The organism is Oscillospiraceae bacterium (assembly GCA_015068525.1).
Lineage (GTDB): Bacteria > Bacillota > Clostridia > UMGS1840 > HGM11507 > SIG450.
Genome location: SVKJ01000005.1, coordinates 41,138 through 58,955, shown reverse-complemented (window position 1 = coordinate 58,955; position 17,818 = coordinate 41,138). Strand labels below are relative to the sequence as shown.

The window sequence follows — 17,818 nt, the reverse complement described above, 5'->3', positions numbered from 1 at the left end:
TACATACAAAATATTTTGTGATACAATTAATTAAAAAAAAGAGGTATTACATATGGAATTTGAAAAACTTATTGAAGAAAGATACTCTGTAAGACAATTTAAACCTGAACATTTGTCAAACGAATGTATTACCAAAATTTTAAATGCATCACACAAAGCGCCGACAGGTTGTAATTTTCAACCGCAAAGAATACTTGTATTGAATACTGATAATACAATTGAAAAACTCAAAAAATGCACAAAGTGTCATTTTGACGCACCATGCGCAATGCTTGTATGTTATAATGAAGATGAAACTTGGAAAAGGAAATATGATGATGCGATTTCAGCACCTGTTGATGCTGCCATTGTTGCTACACATATGATGCTTGAGGCACATAATATCGGAGTCGGTTGTTGCTGGGTAATGCATTTTGATCCGTCAGCCATTAAATCAGAGTTTAATATTCCGGACAATATAAAACCTTTGGCTCTTTTGATGTTAGGTTATCCGTCTGATACATCGGTACCTCATGAGTTTCATATAAAGAATCGTCCTATTAACGAAACTGTAATATATGATACATTTTAAACTATTTTTATGAGGTGGTAAATAAAATGGGAAAAGCATTTTTAGCATTGATAGTTACGCTTGTTTTAGGGTTATTTGGGACTGCTTTTGGATATGATGAAATGAATGGGTTTTCAGAAGTAGGTTCTATTGTTGCTATTGCCGTTATGGGAGCATTTATCATTTATTTTAATGAGAAGAATAAGTAATATAAAAAGAGGGTGTGTGCTTTGAAACACGAAAAAAGCAGAATAGCATGGATAATAGGTACTGCAATTTCAGTTATAATAATTTGTATTGGATTTTTTGTTGAGGAATATACATCTATAGTTAAAATTGCTGGATTTATATTATTAGGTATATCTTATCTGCAGATTTTTATTTTTTGCAGATGTCCATATTGTTCACACTCATTTTTAACTATATCAGGAATTGAAGATATACGACTTGTAGTAGAAATGCCAAAATACTGTCCTGAATGTGGTAAAGAAGTTAATTAAGATAAATTTTTTATAAAAACATTAATGGAGTAGAATATGAAAGAACTTATTTGTTTAAGATGTAATAATAAAATGAAATACAGTGGCCAAAAGAAGATACAACTTGGTGAAACAGGATGGATTTTAGGTGATTTACCTAATTTGCTTGCAGGCTCAATGAATGTTGATATTTTTTCTTGCCCGGAATGTGGAAAGATTGAATTTTATCATGCAAACGAAAGTTCAGACAGTAAAATTGCACAGGTTAAATGTCCTGAGTGCGGGAAACTACATGATTGTGATTACCCCAAATGTCCGTTTTGTAAGTATGTTTATTAAGTAAAGAGGGGTATTTATATGAAAAAATTATTATATATTTTTATTCCGATTATAATTATTGGACTAATCTTTGCTTTTTTTATCTCTGCTAAATATTATAACAGTGCTAAAACAGGCTTAGAAGAAATTTATTCATATAGAAATACTAAACTTGAAAATATTGAAGTGGTCGGGCAAATTGTAGATATAACAAATTTTTCTTCTTATAAAGCAGAGGATATTTCAGTTGATGAAAATACATTCCCTATAAGACTAACTATTTCTTTTAAAGTATATGACAGGTCGAATTACAGAAATATAGATTACCTAAATCTTAATAAAAATGTTGCTTTAATATTTTCTCTTATAGATGATTTGGAAGAAATTACATATTTATTTTTTGATAATTATTCCGGAACTGCCTTTTCGGGTGTTTATTACAGCAGAAATTTCCTTTACGAACGAAAAGGCATGGAAATTTTTAAGCCTGAATACATAAATAATGCGACAAAAAATATTGATTTATTTGAAGACTATTACGATGAAGTTTTAAAGATTAAATTTGAAAATTCACTTAGTGAATTGCTTTCTGAAATTTTTAAATTTTTAGGGAATGACTACGAAATTGTAACAAACAGTGCCATTTCGTGTGATATTAAACTTGACAATTTGTTTAATACTGATGATTACGAAATACTTAAAAATATTATTGGACCTCAGTTAAGTCATTATACTGCTACGCCTCATACAATGAAATTAACCTTGTATGATGTAAAAAACTTTAAAACTGATGAAATAAAAAAATATCTTATTGCTTTTTACGACGACAAAGAACTTGGAATAGTTGTTATAGGTCAGAAAATTTTAGAAAACGAACAGGAAATATTGGAAATTAAAAATCAAATAATAAAAAGGAATTAGTTTATATGGAATTATTTAAAGGGATGCCTTGTGATTTAAATGGCAGATTAGAAAAAGAAATAAAGGTATATGAATTTTTAGATAAATTAAATATTGAATATTTAAGAGTTGACCATAATTCTGCTGATACAATGGATTTGTGCAAAGATATTGAAACAGTACTTGATTGTAAAATTTGTAAAAATCTGTTTTTATGTAACAGGCAGAAAACAAATTTTTATCTTTTGCTTCTTCCAGGGGACAAGCCTTTTTTAACTAAAGATTTATCAAAACAAATAGGCTCTGCAAGGTTATCTTTTGCCGATAGTTTATATATGGAAAAATATCTTGATGTTCTACCTGGTTCGGTTAGCGTTTTAGGTCTTATTAATGATAAAGAGTTTAATGTGAAACTTCTAATTGACGAGGATATTCTCAATGACCAATATATCGGATGTCATCCTTTGGTTAATACATCAAGCCTTAAAATAAAAACCAAAGATATGATAGAAAAAATTATACCGGCAACAGCCCATGAATATACAGTAGTAAAATTATGAGGAGAAATTTTATGAGTATTACGAAAACAAAAATATCCAGTATAGATGGCAATGAAGTTTTTTTATTTACTTTAAATAACGAAAACGGACTTGTTGCTGAAATATTTAATTATGGTGGAATAATAAAAAGCCTTGTCTATAAAGGAATTGACGTCGTTCTTGGCAGAGATAATTTAGAAGACTATCTTGATAATGATGGATATTTTGGTGCATTAATAGGCAGAAACTCTAATCGTATAGAAAATTCTGAATTTGAACTATCAGGAAAAGTATACAAACTATATAATAATGACGGAAGAAATAATCTTCATGGAGGTAAATCAGGTTTTGATAAAAAAGTCTGGAGTGCAACAACGGTTGATTCCGATGAACCGTCGCTTATACTGGAACTTACAAGCCCTGATGGTGAAGAAGGATTTCCTGGAAATGCTAATATTAAGGTAACATACACTCTTACTAAAGAAAATTCTTTAAAAATACATTACGAAGCTTTATGTGATAAAGATACAGTTATGAATTTAACAAATCACAGTTACTTTAATTTAAATGGTCACTCTGCAGGTGCGATTGATAATCACACATTATGGCTGAACTCAGATTTTTATACACCTAATACTTCAGAATGTATACCGTTTGGAGAAGTATTGAGTGTTAAAGATACTCCATTTGATTTTTCTATTCCTAAAACATTGAAAGAAAGTTTTAATTCAGATTGTGAACAAATAAGGATGTTTGAAGGAATAGATCACAATTTTTCATTAAATGAAAACGGATATAGATTGGTTGCCAAACTTAAGGGAGATATTTCAAATATTGAAATGGATATATATACTGACAGACCTGCCGTTCAAATATACACAGGTAACGTTATAGATACCAAAAGAGTGTGTAAAGGAAAAAACATTTACACTAAGCATGGGGCAATATGCCTTGAAACACAAACTTTTCCTAATGGACTTAAATACAATCACTATCCGAACGGAATACTTAAATGTAATGAAAAATTTGATTCTACCACAGAATACAAATTTGAAGGATAAAAAATATGGAGGAACGTATGAATAAAGTATTGAATTTTATTATTGTATTCATTTTTTTAATTACATTTTTTTCAGGTTGTGCAAAAGAAGAAATTCCGGTTTCCTCCAATGATATAATAGATGAAATTGAAGAAATAAAAATTGATCCAGACAGGGAAGAAATTGATGCTTTTTTTAATAGATATGTTAATACAAGCAAAAGACCTGTTGCCGTTATGATAGATAACGATGATGACAATGCAAGACCACAATCAGGAATGGATGATGCATATCTTATATATGAGTTAATTGTTGAAGGCGGAGCAACAAGATTTATGGCGTTATTTCGCAATGTTGAAACTGAAAAAATAGGTCCTGTCCGTTCGTCAAGACATTATTTTTTAGATTATGTGATGGAAAATGATGCGATATACACACATTTTGGTTGGAGTCCTAAGGCGATAACTGATATATCATATTTTAATATTGATAAGATTAACGGTGTTCTTGGAGAAGATGGATATATCTTCTGGAGAGAACAAAAATTCAAAGGAGATTGGCACAGTGCGTATACCAGTATAAAAAATATTAATGAAATTTCAGAAAAGAAAAACTACGCTCTTGAAACTTCCCATAGTAACAGTATTAAATTCTCTTCGGATTATTTTGATTTGGAAAGTGAAAATACTGCTACTAATATAAATCTTAAATATTCAGGTAATTATTCCACAGGATATAAATATAACCAGGATAAAAAAATATATGAAAAGTACATAGGTAATAATCCTCATAAAATGCAAAACGGAAAAATATTGGAATTTAAAAATATTATAATAGAATTAAAATATGATACTGCACTTGGAGATGGGACTGCAAGACGAAATATTAACACAGTAGGGAAAGGTAAAGGATACTATTTTACAAACGGTTTATACGAGGAAATAACCTGGCAAAAAGATAAAAGAAGTTCAAATACCATTTATAGAAAAACCGATGGAACCGAACTGATAATTAATCCCGGAAAAACTATTATAAATGTTTTGAGTCCATCATATACATTAACTGTAAATTAATATTAAGGAGATCAAATTATGAATACTGTTGTTGTATATAAATCAAAATATGGTTCAACAAAAAAATATGCAGAATGGATTGCAGAGGAACTCAAATGTGATATTTTTGATATGAAAAATATAACTGTTGATTTTTTATTAAAATATGATGTTATAATATATGGAGGAGGATTGTATGCTGAGATAATAAACGGTCTTTATATTATAACAAAGAATTTTGATAAGTTTAAAGATAAAAAAATAGTAGTTTTTACTACAGGAATTACACCTCTTGATGTAAGAGATTATTATGATAAACTTGTTTATGAAAAAAACTTTAAAACAGATGAAACAAGGAAGATTAAGGTTTTTAATTTTCTTGGTAAAATGATTCTTGAAGAATTGTCTCCAGTGCATAGAACTGCCATAAAGGGCTTAAAAAAAATTATGAGTTTAAAGGAAAATCCAACCGATATGGAGAAACTTCTTATTAAACTATGTGATGCAAACGGAGATTTTTCTGATAAAGAAGCAATATTCGAACTGATAAAATATGTTAAAGGTGAATAATATGAATAAAGTTTTAGTTGTTGTAGATATGCAAAATGATTTTATTGATGGAGCATTAGGTACAGTTGAGGCAGAAAATATTGTTAATCCATGTGCAAAACTTATTAGAGAATTTGATGGAGATATTTTGGTAACTTTAGATACTCACTTTGAAAATTATATGGAAACACTTGAAGGGAAATACCTTCCGGTTGAACATTGCATAAAAGGTACAAGAGGTTGGGAACTTAACTTACAAATTCAAAATGCTCTAAATGATAAAAATTATATTACGATTGAAAAAAACACATTTGGTTCAACTAAGTTGCCTGAAATTATTTCAAAAAATTTCGATTTAAAAGATTTGGAAATTGAGTTTATAGGGCTTTGTACCGATATTTGCGTAATATCAAACGCACTTTTATTAAAAGCCCATTTTCCTGAAGTAAAAATTAAAGCTCATTCTCTGTGTATGGCAGGTGTCAATGTTTCCAAACATAATTCTGCAATTGATGTTTTAAAATCATGTCATATAGAAGTAATATAATCTAAATGGGATGCTTAAAACATTTAAACATCCTCCTTTTGTATTTTTTAACAAAAATGAAAGGTTGACTTATTGTTTTATTTATGATATAATACCAATATACTTAAGATGGAGGAGCATTTGATATGAATATTAAAAAGATAATTATAGCAACTGCTATATTATTGATGTTTAGTGTGTCAGCAATTGCAGCCAACATTGGTGTTGTTAATACAGATGTACTTAATTTTCGTTCAGGTCCAGGAACCGGATATACACTTCTCGGTCAGTTTGTAAGAGGAGAAATGATGCAAATTGTTGAAACTGTTGACAGTGAGTGGTCAAAAGTTAATTTTAACGGACGTATAGGATATGTCGCTACAAAATATCTTAGTATAAGACAGGATAATGATACCTCAAACAGAGGAAATGCTGAAAGACCTGTTTCAATTGAAGCAACGGGATACTCTACTGCTTCTATACTAAATTTTAGAACTGCACCAAATACCGATGCAGGTATAATACATAAAATTCCCAAATATACACAATTCTGGGTAATAGATTATGTTGCAAACGGTTGGTATAAGATTTATTTTAATGATACAACAGGATATGTTTCAAGTCAGTATGTTGCCATGGGACAAGCGCCGTATTCTCCAAATAGTTCTGGTACTAATATAGTTGAATATGCGAAACAATTTTTAGGTAAACCGTATGTATATGGGGGAAATGGTCCGAATTCTTTTGACTGTTCGGGGTTTGTTAAATATGTGTATGGTCATTTTGGAATAAATCTTACAAGAACATCTTATTCACAGGTTAATGAAGGTTATTATGTATCAAAAGATAACTTGCAAGCAGGAGATTTAGTTTTCTTTAAAAGTGGTGGATCGGTTAGCCACGTTGGTATTTATATAGCAGACGGAGTTATGATTCACGCTTCAAGTCCGGGTGATTATGTAAAGTATGATTCTATAACATCCGGTTATTACAACAATCATTATTATACTGCAAGAAGAGTGTTGTAGAAAATATTTTTTAGATTGAAAGACAGACGGATTTTGTGTTTAAGTTAGTAATACAAAATCCGTTTTTTGGTAGGAAAATGCTATACATATTATTCTTTATTATAGGTGTCGCATTCATTGGACTTTTTAACGATTTATGCTCGTCTATTATTGTTATTTTAGGAGTTCTTATTTTTATTTTAAACTCCAGGAAAAGATATCCTTATAAGAAGATTATCATTTGTTTATTATTATTAGTAGCTGGTGGACTATATTATTATTTTTTTAATAGTATAACAATTTTTGAATATGAAAATATTGATATAAAAAATCAAAACGTTTCTATTGTTGTATTATCAGAACCGGATTATATAAATAATAAAGTTACTTTTGAAGGAAAAATTAAGGGGTATAACAAGAAAGCGATAGTTACTTTATATGATACTCCATATTTTTCATGCTATGATACAATAGAACTTAAAGGAAATATATATTCTGTATCATCAAATAAAGAAAATTATTATTCTAAGGGTATATACTATAAAGTTGTTTCTTATGATAAAAATGTTATCGTTACATCAGGGAAAGGCCTTTTGAAATTTATATTCAATGTAAAACAGAAAATGTTATATTTAATTGATAATATATTTTCTTATAATACTTCTATGCTCATAAAAGGTGTTTTAATAGGTGATGATACTCTCAGAACCGAAGAATTTAGTGATTCTTTGAAAAAACTTTCTTTGACACATGTTGTTGTAGTATCAGGTATGCATTTTTCCATTATTACTACATTTTTACTTTTTCTGATGAGAAGGCTTATGATTGGAAGAAAAACAGCCTCATTACTTACAATTCCTGTTTCGTTTATAATTGCTATATTTATTGGGTTTACGCCATCGGTTGTCAGGGTACTTATTATGACAAGTGTATTATCACTTGCAGATCTTTTTGACCGTGACAAAGTGTCTGATATATATTTGTTGTTGCTAACCGCTTTATTAATGATTTTGTTTAATATATATTATATTCATAATATTGCGTTTATATTGTCTTTTTCCTCAGTTGCGGGAATTTTAATGTATCATAAGACTATAATGAGTAAAATTAAGAAAATACCATATAAAATACGCGATATTATATCAACAACTTTGTCTGCGAACGTATTTACTTTACCTTTTGTATTATATTATTTTAGGGGATTACCAATTTTATCTGTTTTTGCAAATTTAATAGTTGTTCCATTGGTTTCTTTTATAATGATATATGGACTAATATGTGTTTTATTGGCATTAATATATATTGACTTGGGAAAAGTATTAGGGTATCCTCTTGATTTTATAACATCAGCTTGTGTTGAGTTTATTATCTATTTTAGTAAAATTCCTTTTGGATATTTTAAAACTTTAAGTTTAGATATATATTTTATCAGTTTATACTATCTTTTTATATATATTTTAAATATAAATTTCTATAAAAAATTTAAAAGTTTAGTTGCGATATCAATAATAGTATACATATGTATTAATCTTTTTTACCCGCTTGACAGGGCGATACTTCCTTATGGAACTATGTATGTAATGTGTGGTAAAAACAGCGGTAAGAGTATAATAACATATAAAGATAAAAGCATATTTATAAATGCATCATTACAAAACGGAACTTTTGATTATAGTCTTATAAAAGAAGAATGTAACAATATTTTTGATGTTTATGTAGCGTTTGGTGCAGATGCAATTAAATTCATTGAAAATAATTCAATAAATGTTAAAGAACTGTATGTTCCTTCGGGATTTTTACACAATGAGTTTTTTAGTAAAATAATTCGTGAAAGAAGCGAAAAAGTAATTGTTGTTGATAAAGATATTAATATAAGTTTTTACGATTTTAACTTGACACTTAAACCATATGACAGTTATAATATTTTAGAGGCTGATATTTTATGCAAAGATAACAAGATTGTTACTACAAATAGTGAAATTTCATCTTTTGATAAAGATACAAAATATATAGTTTCATATTATATGCTTGAAAGATACATAAGAAATGAAAATGTTCTTAATTGTTTTAAAGAAGAAGTTGAAAGGATTAGGTTATGAATTCCAAAGAGTTAAACAAGAAACTAAATGAGGGAATAATAGATAATTTATATTTGTTTTACGGCGAAGAAGATTATATAAAAGATACATATATAGAAAAAATTAAGTCGATTGTTTTAAAAGACGATATAATGGGAATGAATTTTACTCAATTTGATGAAGAACCATCAAAGAATGAACTTATTGAAGCAATTGAATCAGTTCCTGTTATGTGCGAGAGAAAAATTGTATATTTAAATGGTTTTAATGTTGTATCAACCTCTTCAAAAAAAGAAATAAAAGAAACAATTAACGAACTTTTTAATGATATTCCTTCCTATACTGTTATTATAATAAGAGAACGCGAAACAGATGTGAAGAAAATATCAAAGCCACTCTTAAAACTTGTGCAGGAAAACGGTAATGATATTTTATGTGATAAATTAAGTTTTTCTGATATGATATCATTTATAAATCGTCAGTTTGCAAAAAATAAGAAAAAAATAAGACGTGATGATTTAGAGTATCTCATATCTATTTGCGAGCCTTCTATCAACAGTATATTAAGAGAAGTTGAAGTTATATGTGCTTATCTTGATGACAGTGATGAGGTTACAAGAGAAATTATTGACCTGCTTGTTAAAAAATCTATAGAGGATAGAGTCTTTTCACTTTCTGATGCGATTATAAACAAGGATAAGAAAACTGCTTATGATATTTTAAATGATTTGCGTCTTATGAAAAATCAGCATCCGGCAGGTAAAATTTTCTCTATTGTATGTGATCATTTTATAAATATGTATGTAGTAATTACTAATAGTATGGAAAGAATACCTAATAATGAAACCTTATCTTTACTCGAACTTAATGGCAGAGGATTTTTAATAAATAAATATTTAAGACAGAAAGATAAAATTAAAACAGAAAAATTAAGAGAAATAATATCCGAATTAAATGAACTTGATTATAAAGTTAAAAATGGTCTTACAGAACCTTATTTTGCTATTGAAAAAATTATTTCAATTGTTTAAAGGAGATAAAAATGGATTTTTTCGAATCACGTATTAGAGAATTAGAAAAAGTTTTAGAATATCATAACAATTTATATTATAATAACGACTCGCCTGAGATTAGCGATATGGAGTATGACAAACTTTTAAGAGAACTTGAAGATTTAGAAAAACAATTTCCTGAATACAAATCGGAAAATTCTCCGACATCCCATGTAGGCGGTACTGCTTCATCAAAATTTAGTCCTGTTGTTCACAGTGTTCCAATGGAAAGTCTTCAGGATGTATTTTCTAAAGAAGAACTTATTGAATTTGACAATCGCATAAAATCTTCACTTAATGAAAAATATGAATATGTAGTTGAACTTAAGATTGACGGGCTTTCTGTTTCATTAGAATATGAAAACGGAAAGTTTAAAAGAGGTTCCACAAGAGGAGATGGGGTAACAGGGGAAGATGTCAGCGAAAATTTAAAAACAATAAAAGATATCCCCAAAACTCTTAATAAAAATATTTCTTCTCTCGAAGTAAGAGGAGAAGTTTACATGAGCACTGAAGTTTTTAATAAACTTAATGAACTTCAGGAAATATATGAACAAAAATTATTTGCAAATCCACGAAATGCTGCCGCCGGGTCTTTAAGACAACTTGACAGTGGAGTTACAAAAAAAAGGCAACTTTCAATGTTTGTTTTTAATATTCAGGCTGTTAACGGCATATCTTTTAATACACATTTTGAAACTTTAAAATATATGGAAGAATGTGGTTTCAAAGTTGTTCCTTACTATAAAGTTATAGATAATATAGAAGATGTATATAAAAGAATAGAAGAAATAAGTGAACTAAGAGGAGAACTTCCTTTTGAAATTGACGGCGTTGTAATTAAACTTAATTCATTAAGTCAAAGAGATGTGCTTGGAAGCACTTCAAAAACTCCAAGGTGGGCTGTTGCTTATAAATTCCCTGCGGAAGAAAAAGAAACAAAACTTATTGATATTGTTGTTCAGGTTGGAAGAACCGGAGTACTGACTCCCAATGCCGTATTAGAGCCTGTTCGATTAGCAGGGACTACTGTGAGAAAAGCAACTCTTCATAATATCGATAATATTTTAGATAAAGATATTCGAATCGGAGATACAGTAATTGTCAGAAAAGCAGGAGATATTATTCCTGAAATTGTTTCCAGTGTTAAGGATAAAAGAACTGAAGAACTTGAAATTTATAAAATGCCTGAACTATGTCCTGCCTGTGGGGAGAAAACTGTTCGTTTTACTGACGAGGCAGCAACAAGATGTATAAATTCTTCATGTCCTGCTCAACTTATGCGAACCATTATACATTTTGCATCAAGAGATGCAATGGATATTGAAGGCATGGGACCTGCTGTTGTTTCAGCGCTTATAGATAACAATATCATCTCATCTTTTTCTGATTTGTATTATTTAAATGCAGAAGATATCTCACATCTTGAAAGAATGGGTGACAAATCAGCCAAAAATATTATTGATGCAATAGAAAAATCAAAACAAAATGATTTATCAAAACTTATATTTGGTCTTGGAATACGTTTTGTAGGGGCGAAAACTGCAAAGAGTTTATCAAAGCATTTCAAATCAATGGATAATTTTATAAAAGCTGATTATGAAACCTTGATAAGTATTGATGATATTGGTCAAAAGGTTGCAGGAAGTATTATTGATTTCTTTAAAGATAATTCTAATATATTGCTTATAGAAAAACTTAAAAGTGCCAATGTCAATATGCAATCGCTCGAAAAAATTATTGATGAGAGATTTAAAGGAAAAACTTTTGTCCTAACAGGAACTCTACCAACATTAAAAAGAGACGAGGCTTCTAAAATTATAGAAAGTTTTGGAGGGAAAACATCTTCTTCGGTTTCTAAAAAAACAGATTATGTTCTTTTGGGAGAGGAAGCAGGCAGTAAACTTGAAAAAGCAAAAACATTAGGAATTAATATTATATCAGAAGAAGAGTTTATGGAAATGATTAAATAATTTTTCAACTAAAATGCACAAACTGTTAATTTATGTTTGTGCATTTTTTACAAAAATTTCAAAAAAACAAAATAATACTTTACTTTGCTAAATTGATAAAGTATAATAGAACTATAAAATAATGAAAGAGGTTGTTAAAATGAAAAAAATTATTGCTATTATTTTATCATTAGCGTTAGTGCTTGGATTTGCAGGATGTGCGGATAACAGTGAAAATTCCGATACACTTAAGATTGGTTATACAATTTATGAGCCAATGAATTTCCTTGATGCTGATGGAGAACTTACAGGATTTGATACAGAATTTGCAAAAGCAGTTTGTGAAAAATTAGGAAAAACTCCTGAATTTATTGAAATCAACTGGGATACAAAGTTTCCTACACTTGATGCAATGCAAATTGACTGTATATGGAATGGTATGACAATTTCAGATGAAGTTAAAAAGAATTGTGCAGTTTCCAAAGCGTATGTAAAAAATGCACAGGTAGTTGTAATGGCTAAGGATAAATTAGATACATATAAAGATGCGGCAAGTATGAAGGGATTAAGATTTGCTGCCGAAGCAGGTTCTGCCGGAGAAACCGCTATAAAAGATAATGGATTAGATGAAAAATATACTCCGGTAGCAGCTCAGACTGATGCATTACTTGCAGTAGCAGGGGGTCAGGCTGATGCATGTGTAATTGATATTACAATGGCTCAGGCTTCAACTGCAGAAGGAACAAGTTATGAAAAATATGGTTATTTGGTTGAACTTACATCTGAAGAGTATGGTATTGGTTTCAGATTAGAAGATACAGAACTTTTAAATTCTGTTAACAAAGCAATTGATGAACTTAATTCTGAAGGCAAATTAACTGAATTAGCTAAGAAATATGGTTTAACACTTGCTTTATAATAAAATAGTTAATTAATAAGAACCTCACGAAATTCTAACGAACTAAAGCTCGAGAATTTCGGAGAACCTTGTTGCGTTAACCCGCAATAAGAACCTCACGAAATTCTAACGAACTAAAGCTCGAGAATTTCGGAGAACCTTGTTGCGTTAACCCGCAATAAGAACCTCACGAAAATCTAAAAGCCAAAGGCTTAAGATTTTCGGAGAACCTTGTTGTGTTAATTCACAATAAAATCATCTAAAAAGGCAGATTTTATCTGCCTTTTTAATAAGTTTTTAATTATAGGTGTAGATATGCAATTATTTGTTAAAGTTACAATGAGTTTAATTCAGGGACTTGGCACTACAATGAAAATATTTTCCCTGACACTTTTAATGGCACTTCCGCTTGGATTATTAATTTCTCTTGGTGCAATGAGTAAATTTAAAGTCATTAAATTTCCTTTGAAAATGCTTATATGGGTTATCAGAGGAACACCACTTATGTTACAGCTTATCATATTTGGTCTTGGACCGGGTCTTATCGGAATTGTTGGAATGGATATGTTTCTTGCTGTAATTATTGCTTTTGTGCTTAATTATGCTTGTTATTTTGCTGAGATTTTCAGAGGAGGTATAGAAAGCATATCAAAAGGGCAATATGAGGCAGGTGCAGTTTTAGGTTATACTCGAATTCAAATTTTTATGAGAATAATTCTTCCGCAGGTAATAAAAAGAATTATTCCGCCAATGGGAAATGAGTTTTTGACGCTGATTAAAGATACCTCTTTGGCTAATACAATTATGATTTATGAAATTACATGGAATGCAAAAAGAATGATGAATAGCGAACATATATTGTGGCCACTATTTTATTCAGGGCTGTTTTATCTTATTTTATGTGGTATAGTTACGGTCATTTTCAATTATATTGAGAAAAAATTAGACTATTATCAGTAAAAAGGAGGTTTACCAATGAGTATTTTAAAGGTTGAAAATATAAAGAAAAAGTTTGGTAAATTAGAAGTCTTAAAAGGAATTGATATGACTGTTTTGGAAGGAGAAATTATCGCTATAATTGGTTCTTCAGGGTCAGGAAAAAGTACTTTTTTAAGATGCCTTAATAAACTTGAAAAAATTGACGATGGCAGCATTTATTTATTTGAAGATTCTATTGTTGAAAATGGGGTTTATAAAACTGATAAAGAACTAAGACCATTATTGAAAAATATGGGAATGGTATTCCAGCAATTTAATCTGTTTCCTCATAAATCGGTTTTAGACAATATAATAGATGCTCCTATGGTGGTTAATAATGTGCCTAAGGAAGAAGCAATTAATAACGCGAAAAAATTACTTGAAAGTGTCGGGCTTAGTGATAAGAGCGAGGCTTATCCATCACAGTTGTCAGGAGGGCAACAACAACGTGTTGCAATAGCAAGAGCTTTGGCTATGAATCCAAAATTACTTTTGTTTGACGAACCTACAAGCGCACTTGATCCGGAACTTACAGGGGAAGTTTTAAATGTTATGACTAAACTTGCAAAAGAGCAGAATACAATGCTGGTTGTAACTCATGAAATCGCTTTTGCAAGAGAAGTTGCAACGAGGGTTATATTTATGGATGGAGGAAATATTATAGAGGAAGGAACACCATCAGAAGTTATTGATAACCCTAAAAATGAAAGAACAAGACAATTCTTAAAAAGAGTAACTTAATTTTTTCACCTTCATATATTAGAATATGGAGGTGTTTTTTATGTTATCAGATTTTTTTGTAGGAATCTTTTTGAGTTTTTTTGCAATTTACGGATTGGTTCAGACAATACTTAATGTTTTTGCGTACATAGGGGAAAGCAGAGTTTTAAAAGATAAAAGAGTATATACTATTGCTTTTGTAAAAAATGATAGCGACAGAATAGAAGGAATTGCCAATTCATTGCTTTTAAAAGTTTTAAAAGATGATAACGGTGCTTATGACAACAGGGTAGGGATAGTTGATTTAGGGTCGACTGACAATACTTCTCAGATACTTACAATTTTAAAACGCGATAAACCTCATCTTAATATTTATACCAAAGAAGAATTCTTAAAAGAAATTGATAACATAAAATGAAATTTTTTATTAAAATTAAATGCGTCTTATATTTTTTAAATAAGACGCATTTAATTTTAATATTTTTTCTTTTTAGATATATATCTTAAAATATAGTATATTGTTCTAAGCATATTGTGTTTTAGTAAAAAAAGATAAATTTTCTGCTTATTATTTAAGGGATTTAATTTACTGATATTTAATTCCTTATAAAAGGATGATTCTTTAATTTCTTTGATTTTATTTATAATTCTTCTTTTACTTATAGTTTCGACGTAGTTAGTTAAATGGAGTAGGGAATCTGTAATTATGTTGATTTTAAAATAATAAAATTCTTTGTCAAGATCTGTTTTTTTGCTTAATATAGTGTATAAATTATTATAGTATGTAATTTTATTTTCGTAAAATTGTGTTTCGAAAAGAATAGGACTTAATCTATAGTAGTAAAGATACTCGTTTTTTAAATAAACAACTCTTTCACTGTTAAGAAGTACAGAAACTGTTATTAAATCAGAAATATCGTTTATAGAATGCCTTGAGTATATTCTTAAAGCAGATTTTAAAAGTTCCGCTTTAAAAACTTTCGCCCAATGTTTAGTACTTATAACAGGGCTGTATGTGTTTAAAGAAGTATTAAGCATTTTTGGAATTACTTCTTTTTGTATTCTTTCTTTCTCGTATTTTCCACTTTCAAGCAAAGATAAATGTGTTCTTATGTTTCTTGTACCATCATGCTTAACATAGTCACAAAAAACCATATCTGCATTATTCATAACAAATGCGTTATGCATTCTTTCTAAATAAAATCTGTCTAAAAAATCATCGCTGTCAACTATTGTTATTAAATCACCCTGCGCTTTTTTTATGCCCGTTTTAATTGCGTTTGACAATCCTTCGTTTCGACGAATATGAACGGCCGAAACTCTAAGGTCCTTCATAGTATATTCATCACAAATCATACCACTTTTATCAGTTGAGCCGTCATCTATAAGTATAATTTCATAATCTTTATAATTTTGATTTAGTATTGAGTCTATGCATTTATGAATGCTTTTTTCAGCATTATAAACAGGTACTATAATACTGATTTTCATATATTAATTCTCCTTTAATTTTAATTTTATTACATTTTAACACAATATAAAAAAATCTTCAACAATTTTAGTAAATAAAATAAGTTTTATATATTGAAAAATAATAAAATTAATGTTATAATAATGCTGATTATTTATTTAATCTGAATTGAAACTGTTTTATTATGTATTGGAGAGGTAATGTTATGGAGTTCTTAAAAAAGGTAAACAAAATATCAGGTATATTAGCCTGCGTGACAACGATTTTAACTAATTTCTTACTCTTAAGTATTGGTACAGGTATGATAAGGTTAGAGTTTTATTATGTAACTCAGGTTCTTGTTCCTTGCCTGATTTCTAAAATATTTTTAATTATATGGTGTTTATATTTTGCATTTGGATATGAGTATGACAAATCTACAAGAACTTTTTCAAAATATCTTATACCTTTTATATTTGTAAGTATAATTGTTTTGATATTTGATAAAGAAATTGCATATTACTTACTGTTCCAGTCGGTTTCAACATTACTTGTACTTATTTTAATATCAAGTATTATAAACCAGAAAAGATTTGCATTAAGAGAAAAAAAATATGCGGATAAATTATACCAGTTAGATGTTTTAATCCGTATTTGTATTGTACTGGTTATTATTCTTGTTGGCTTAAGTATTCAGATTGCCGTTGAATCTCAATCGAATGAATATAATATTACTCTTTTGGTTTCAACCATGGTATCACAAGTTTTTGTTATAATTGGTATATTCTGTGTTGAAACAGCTGAAAAGAAATTTGACCAGGCACTTAAAGAAGGAGAAAATCCAATGATGTCAATTGACGAAAACGGAGAACTCAAAAATGAAGATTAGTATTGGTGGCATCAATATTGATGTTCAGGGAACGATTTATGATTACTTTAAATATAGAGTAAGGAATTATACTATTCCTGATGATGCTTTATGCAGTGTGAAAATATTATGCGAAGAAAAAAAATCTATTCCTGTTCCGTTATGTGATATTGTAAAAAAAGATAATTTTAGAATATACGGAGAAACAGAAGATACGTATTATCAGTATGATTTGTTAAAAGAAAATGAATGTTCTGCAATAATCAGTTCGGATAAAGAGTGGGCAAATATTAAATGTGAACTTATGGATGTAGAAGATTTAGGCGGTGCATCACTAAATATAAGGCAATTTAATATGATAGGCTTTGTTATCAAATATATAATGCTTAATTCTTACGGAATGTCTCTTCATTCTTCCTCGTTATCATATAAAAATAACGGTGTAATGTTTTCTGCTGATTCAGGTACAGGCAAGTCAACACATACAAGACTTTGGCAAAAAGTTTTTGATGATGTAACAATTGTTAATGATGATATGCCTGTAATTAAAAAAGTTGATGATGTATGGCATTTATTCGGATGTCCGTGGAGTGGTAAAAGTGAAATTAACGCTAATGTATCTGTTCCTCTAAAAGCGTTGGTGTTTTTAGAAAGAGGAAAGGTTAACGAGATTGAGAGAATATATGCTCCTGACTCAGTATTAAGAATTATAAAGCAGACTTTTTTACCAGCATATAAAGAACTGGCACAAAAAGTTATGTCTAATATTTCAAAATTAGTAGAGGATGTTCCGATATATAGATTAAGATGTACCATATCAGAAGAAGCCCCTAAGGTAGTTAAAAAAGAATTAAATTTGTGA

21 protein-coding genes are annotated in these 17,818 nt (G+C 29.3%); 20 read left to right on the top strand and 1 reads right to left on the bottom strand.

Going from position 1 to position 17,818, the window contains the following annotated elements:
* Nucleotides 1-52: 52 nt before the first annotated feature.
* From E7419_02835 to E7419_02750, 18 genes are all read left to right on the top strand, one after another.
* Nucleotides 53-571 (top strand): nitroreductase, encoded by a 519-nt coding sequence (locus E7419_02835; GenBank protein MBE7014127.1) that lies wholly within the window; start codon nucleotides 53-55, stop codon nucleotides 569-571.
* A 26-nt stretch (nucleotides 572-597) separates the two neighbouring features.
* On the top strand, nucleotides 598-759 hold the full coding sequence (locus tag E7419_02830; protein MBE7014126.1) for a binding-protein-dependent transport permease: 162 nt from the start codon (nucleotides 598-600) through the stop codon (nucleotides 757-759).
* 21 nt (nucleotides 760-780) lie between these two features.
* A complete protein-coding gene (locus E7419_02825; GenBank protein MBE7014125.1) occupies nucleotides 781-1,050 on the top strand; it encodes a hypothetical protein in 270 nt (89 codons plus the stop codon).
* Nucleotides 1,051-1,086: 36 nt separating this feature from the next.
* A complete protein-coding gene (locus E7419_02820) occupies nucleotides 1,087-1,368 on the top strand; it encodes a hypothetical protein (GenBank protein ID MBE7014124.1) in 282 nt (93 codons plus the stop codon).
* 18 nt (nucleotides 1,369-1,386) lie between these two features.
* Nucleotides 1,387-2,268 carry a hypothetical protein gene (locus E7419_02815; protein MBE7014123.1) on the top strand — a complete coding sequence of 294 codons (882 nt, stop codon included), beginning with the start codon at nucleotides 1,387-1,389 and terminating at the stop codon, nucleotides 2,266-2,268.
* Between the two features lie 5 nt (nucleotides 2,269-2,273).
* Nucleotides 2,274-2,807: a prolyl-tRNA synthetase associated domain-containing protein gene (locus E7419_02810; GenBank protein MBE7014122.1), complete on the top strand. Its 534-nt coding sequence runs from the start codon at nucleotides 2,274-2,276 to the stop codon at nucleotides 2,805-2,807.
* A gap of 11 nt (nucleotides 2,808-2,818) precedes the next feature.
* A complete protein-coding gene (locus tag E7419_02805; GenBank protein MBE7014121.1) occupies nucleotides 2,819-3,847 on the top strand; it encodes a galactose mutarotase in 1,029 nt (342 codons plus the stop codon).
* A 5-nt stretch (nucleotides 3,848-3,852) separates the two neighbouring features.
* Entirely contained in the window at nucleotides 3,853-4,899 is a 1,047-nt protein-coding gene (locus E7419_02800) for a DUF3048 domain-containing protein (GenBank protein ID MBE7014120.1), read from the top strand.
* Between the two features lie 18 nt (nucleotides 4,900-4,917).
* Complete coding sequence (locus E7419_02795) at nucleotides 4,918-5,448, top strand: flavodoxin (protein ID MBE7014119.1); 531 nt, start codon at nucleotides 4,918-4,920, stop codon at nucleotides 5,446-5,448.
* Nucleotide 5,449: 1 nt separating this feature from the next.
* Nucleotides 5,450-5,974, top strand: a complete 525-nt coding sequence (locus tag E7419_02790) for a cysteine hydrolase (GenBank protein MBE7014118.1) — start codon at nucleotides 5,450-5,452, stop codon at nucleotides 5,972-5,974.
* 125 nt (nucleotides 5,975-6,099) lie between these two features.
* The gene (locus tag E7419_02785) at nucleotides 6,100-6,981 is read left to right on the top strand and encodes a hypothetical protein (protein MBE7014117.1); all 882 of its coding nucleotides are present in this window, start codon (nucleotides 6,100-6,102) and stop codon (nucleotides 6,979-6,981) included.
* Between the two features lie 77 nt (nucleotides 6,982-7,058).
* Complete coding sequence (locus tag E7419_02780; GenBank protein MBE7014116.1) at nucleotides 7,059-9,059, top strand: ComEC/Rec2 family competence protein; 2,001 nt, start codon at nucleotides 7,059-7,061, stop codon at nucleotides 9,057-9,059.
* The gene (gene holA / locus E7419_02775; GenBank protein MBE7014115.1) at nucleotides 9,056-10,069 is read left to right on the top strand and encodes a DNA polymerase III subunit delta; all 1,014 of its coding nucleotides are present in this window, start codon (nucleotides 9,056-9,058) and stop codon (nucleotides 10,067-10,069) included. Before E7419_02780 ends, holA begins: the two co-directional genes overlap by 4 nt.
* Nucleotides 10,070-10,080: 11 nt before the next feature.
* The gene (gene ligA / locus E7419_02770) at nucleotides 10,081-12,063 is read left to right on the top strand and encodes an NAD-dependent DNA ligase LigA (GenBank protein MBE7014114.1); all 1,983 of its coding nucleotides are present in this window, start codon (nucleotides 10,081-10,083) and stop codon (nucleotides 12,061-12,063) included.
* Nucleotides 12,064-12,202: 139 nt separating this feature from the next.
* The gene (locus tag E7419_02765) at nucleotides 12,203-12,961 is read left to right on the top strand and encodes a transporter substrate-binding domain-containing protein (protein MBE7014113.1); all 759 of its coding nucleotides are present in this window, start codon (nucleotides 12,203-12,205) and stop codon (nucleotides 12,959-12,961) included.
* A gap of 294 nt (nucleotides 12,962-13,255) precedes the next feature.
* Complete coding sequence (locus E7419_02760; protein ID MBE7014112.1) at nucleotides 13,256-13,900, top strand: amino acid ABC transporter permease; 645 nt, start codon at nucleotides 13,256-13,258, stop codon at nucleotides 13,898-13,900.
* A 15-nt stretch (nucleotides 13,901-13,915) separates the two neighbouring features.
* Entirely contained in the window at nucleotides 13,916-14,659 is a 744-nt protein-coding gene (locus E7419_02755; protein ID MBE7014111.1) for an amino acid ABC transporter ATP-binding protein, read from the top strand.
* 40 nt (nucleotides 14,660-14,699) lie between these two features.
* Nucleotides 14,700-15,056, top strand: a complete 357-nt coding sequence (locus tag E7419_02750) for a hypothetical protein (GenBank protein ID MBE7014110.1) — start codon at nucleotides 14,700-14,702, stop codon at nucleotides 15,054-15,056.
* Nucleotides 15,057-15,112: 56 nt separating this feature from the next.
* Here the strand turns inward: E7419_02750 and E7419_02745 are convergent, their stop codons facing one another.
* Nucleotides 15,113-16,129 carry a glycosyltransferase family 2 protein gene (locus E7419_02745; GenBank protein ID MBE7014109.1) on the bottom strand — a complete coding sequence of 339 codons (1,017 nt, stop codon included), beginning with the start codon at nucleotides 16,127-16,129 and terminating at the stop codon, nucleotides 15,113-15,115.
* A gap of 185 nt (nucleotides 16,130-16,314) precedes the next feature.
* Between E7419_02745 and E7419_02740 the strand changes: the two genes are divergently transcribed.
* Together E7419_02740 and E7419_02735 are read left to right on the top strand one after the other, a co-directional pair.
* On the top strand, nucleotides 16,315-16,977 hold the full coding sequence (locus E7419_02740; protein MBE7014108.1) for a hypothetical protein: 663 nt from the start codon (nucleotides 16,315-16,317) through the stop codon (nucleotides 16,975-16,977).
* Nucleotides 16,967-17,818 carry a hypothetical protein gene (locus E7419_02735; GenBank protein MBE7014107.1) on the top strand — a complete coding sequence of 284 codons (852 nt, stop codon included), beginning with the start codon at nucleotides 16,967-16,969 and terminating at the stop codon, nucleotides 17,816-17,818. The genes E7419_02740 and E7419_02735 overlap by 11 nt, the downstream gene beginning before the upstream one ends.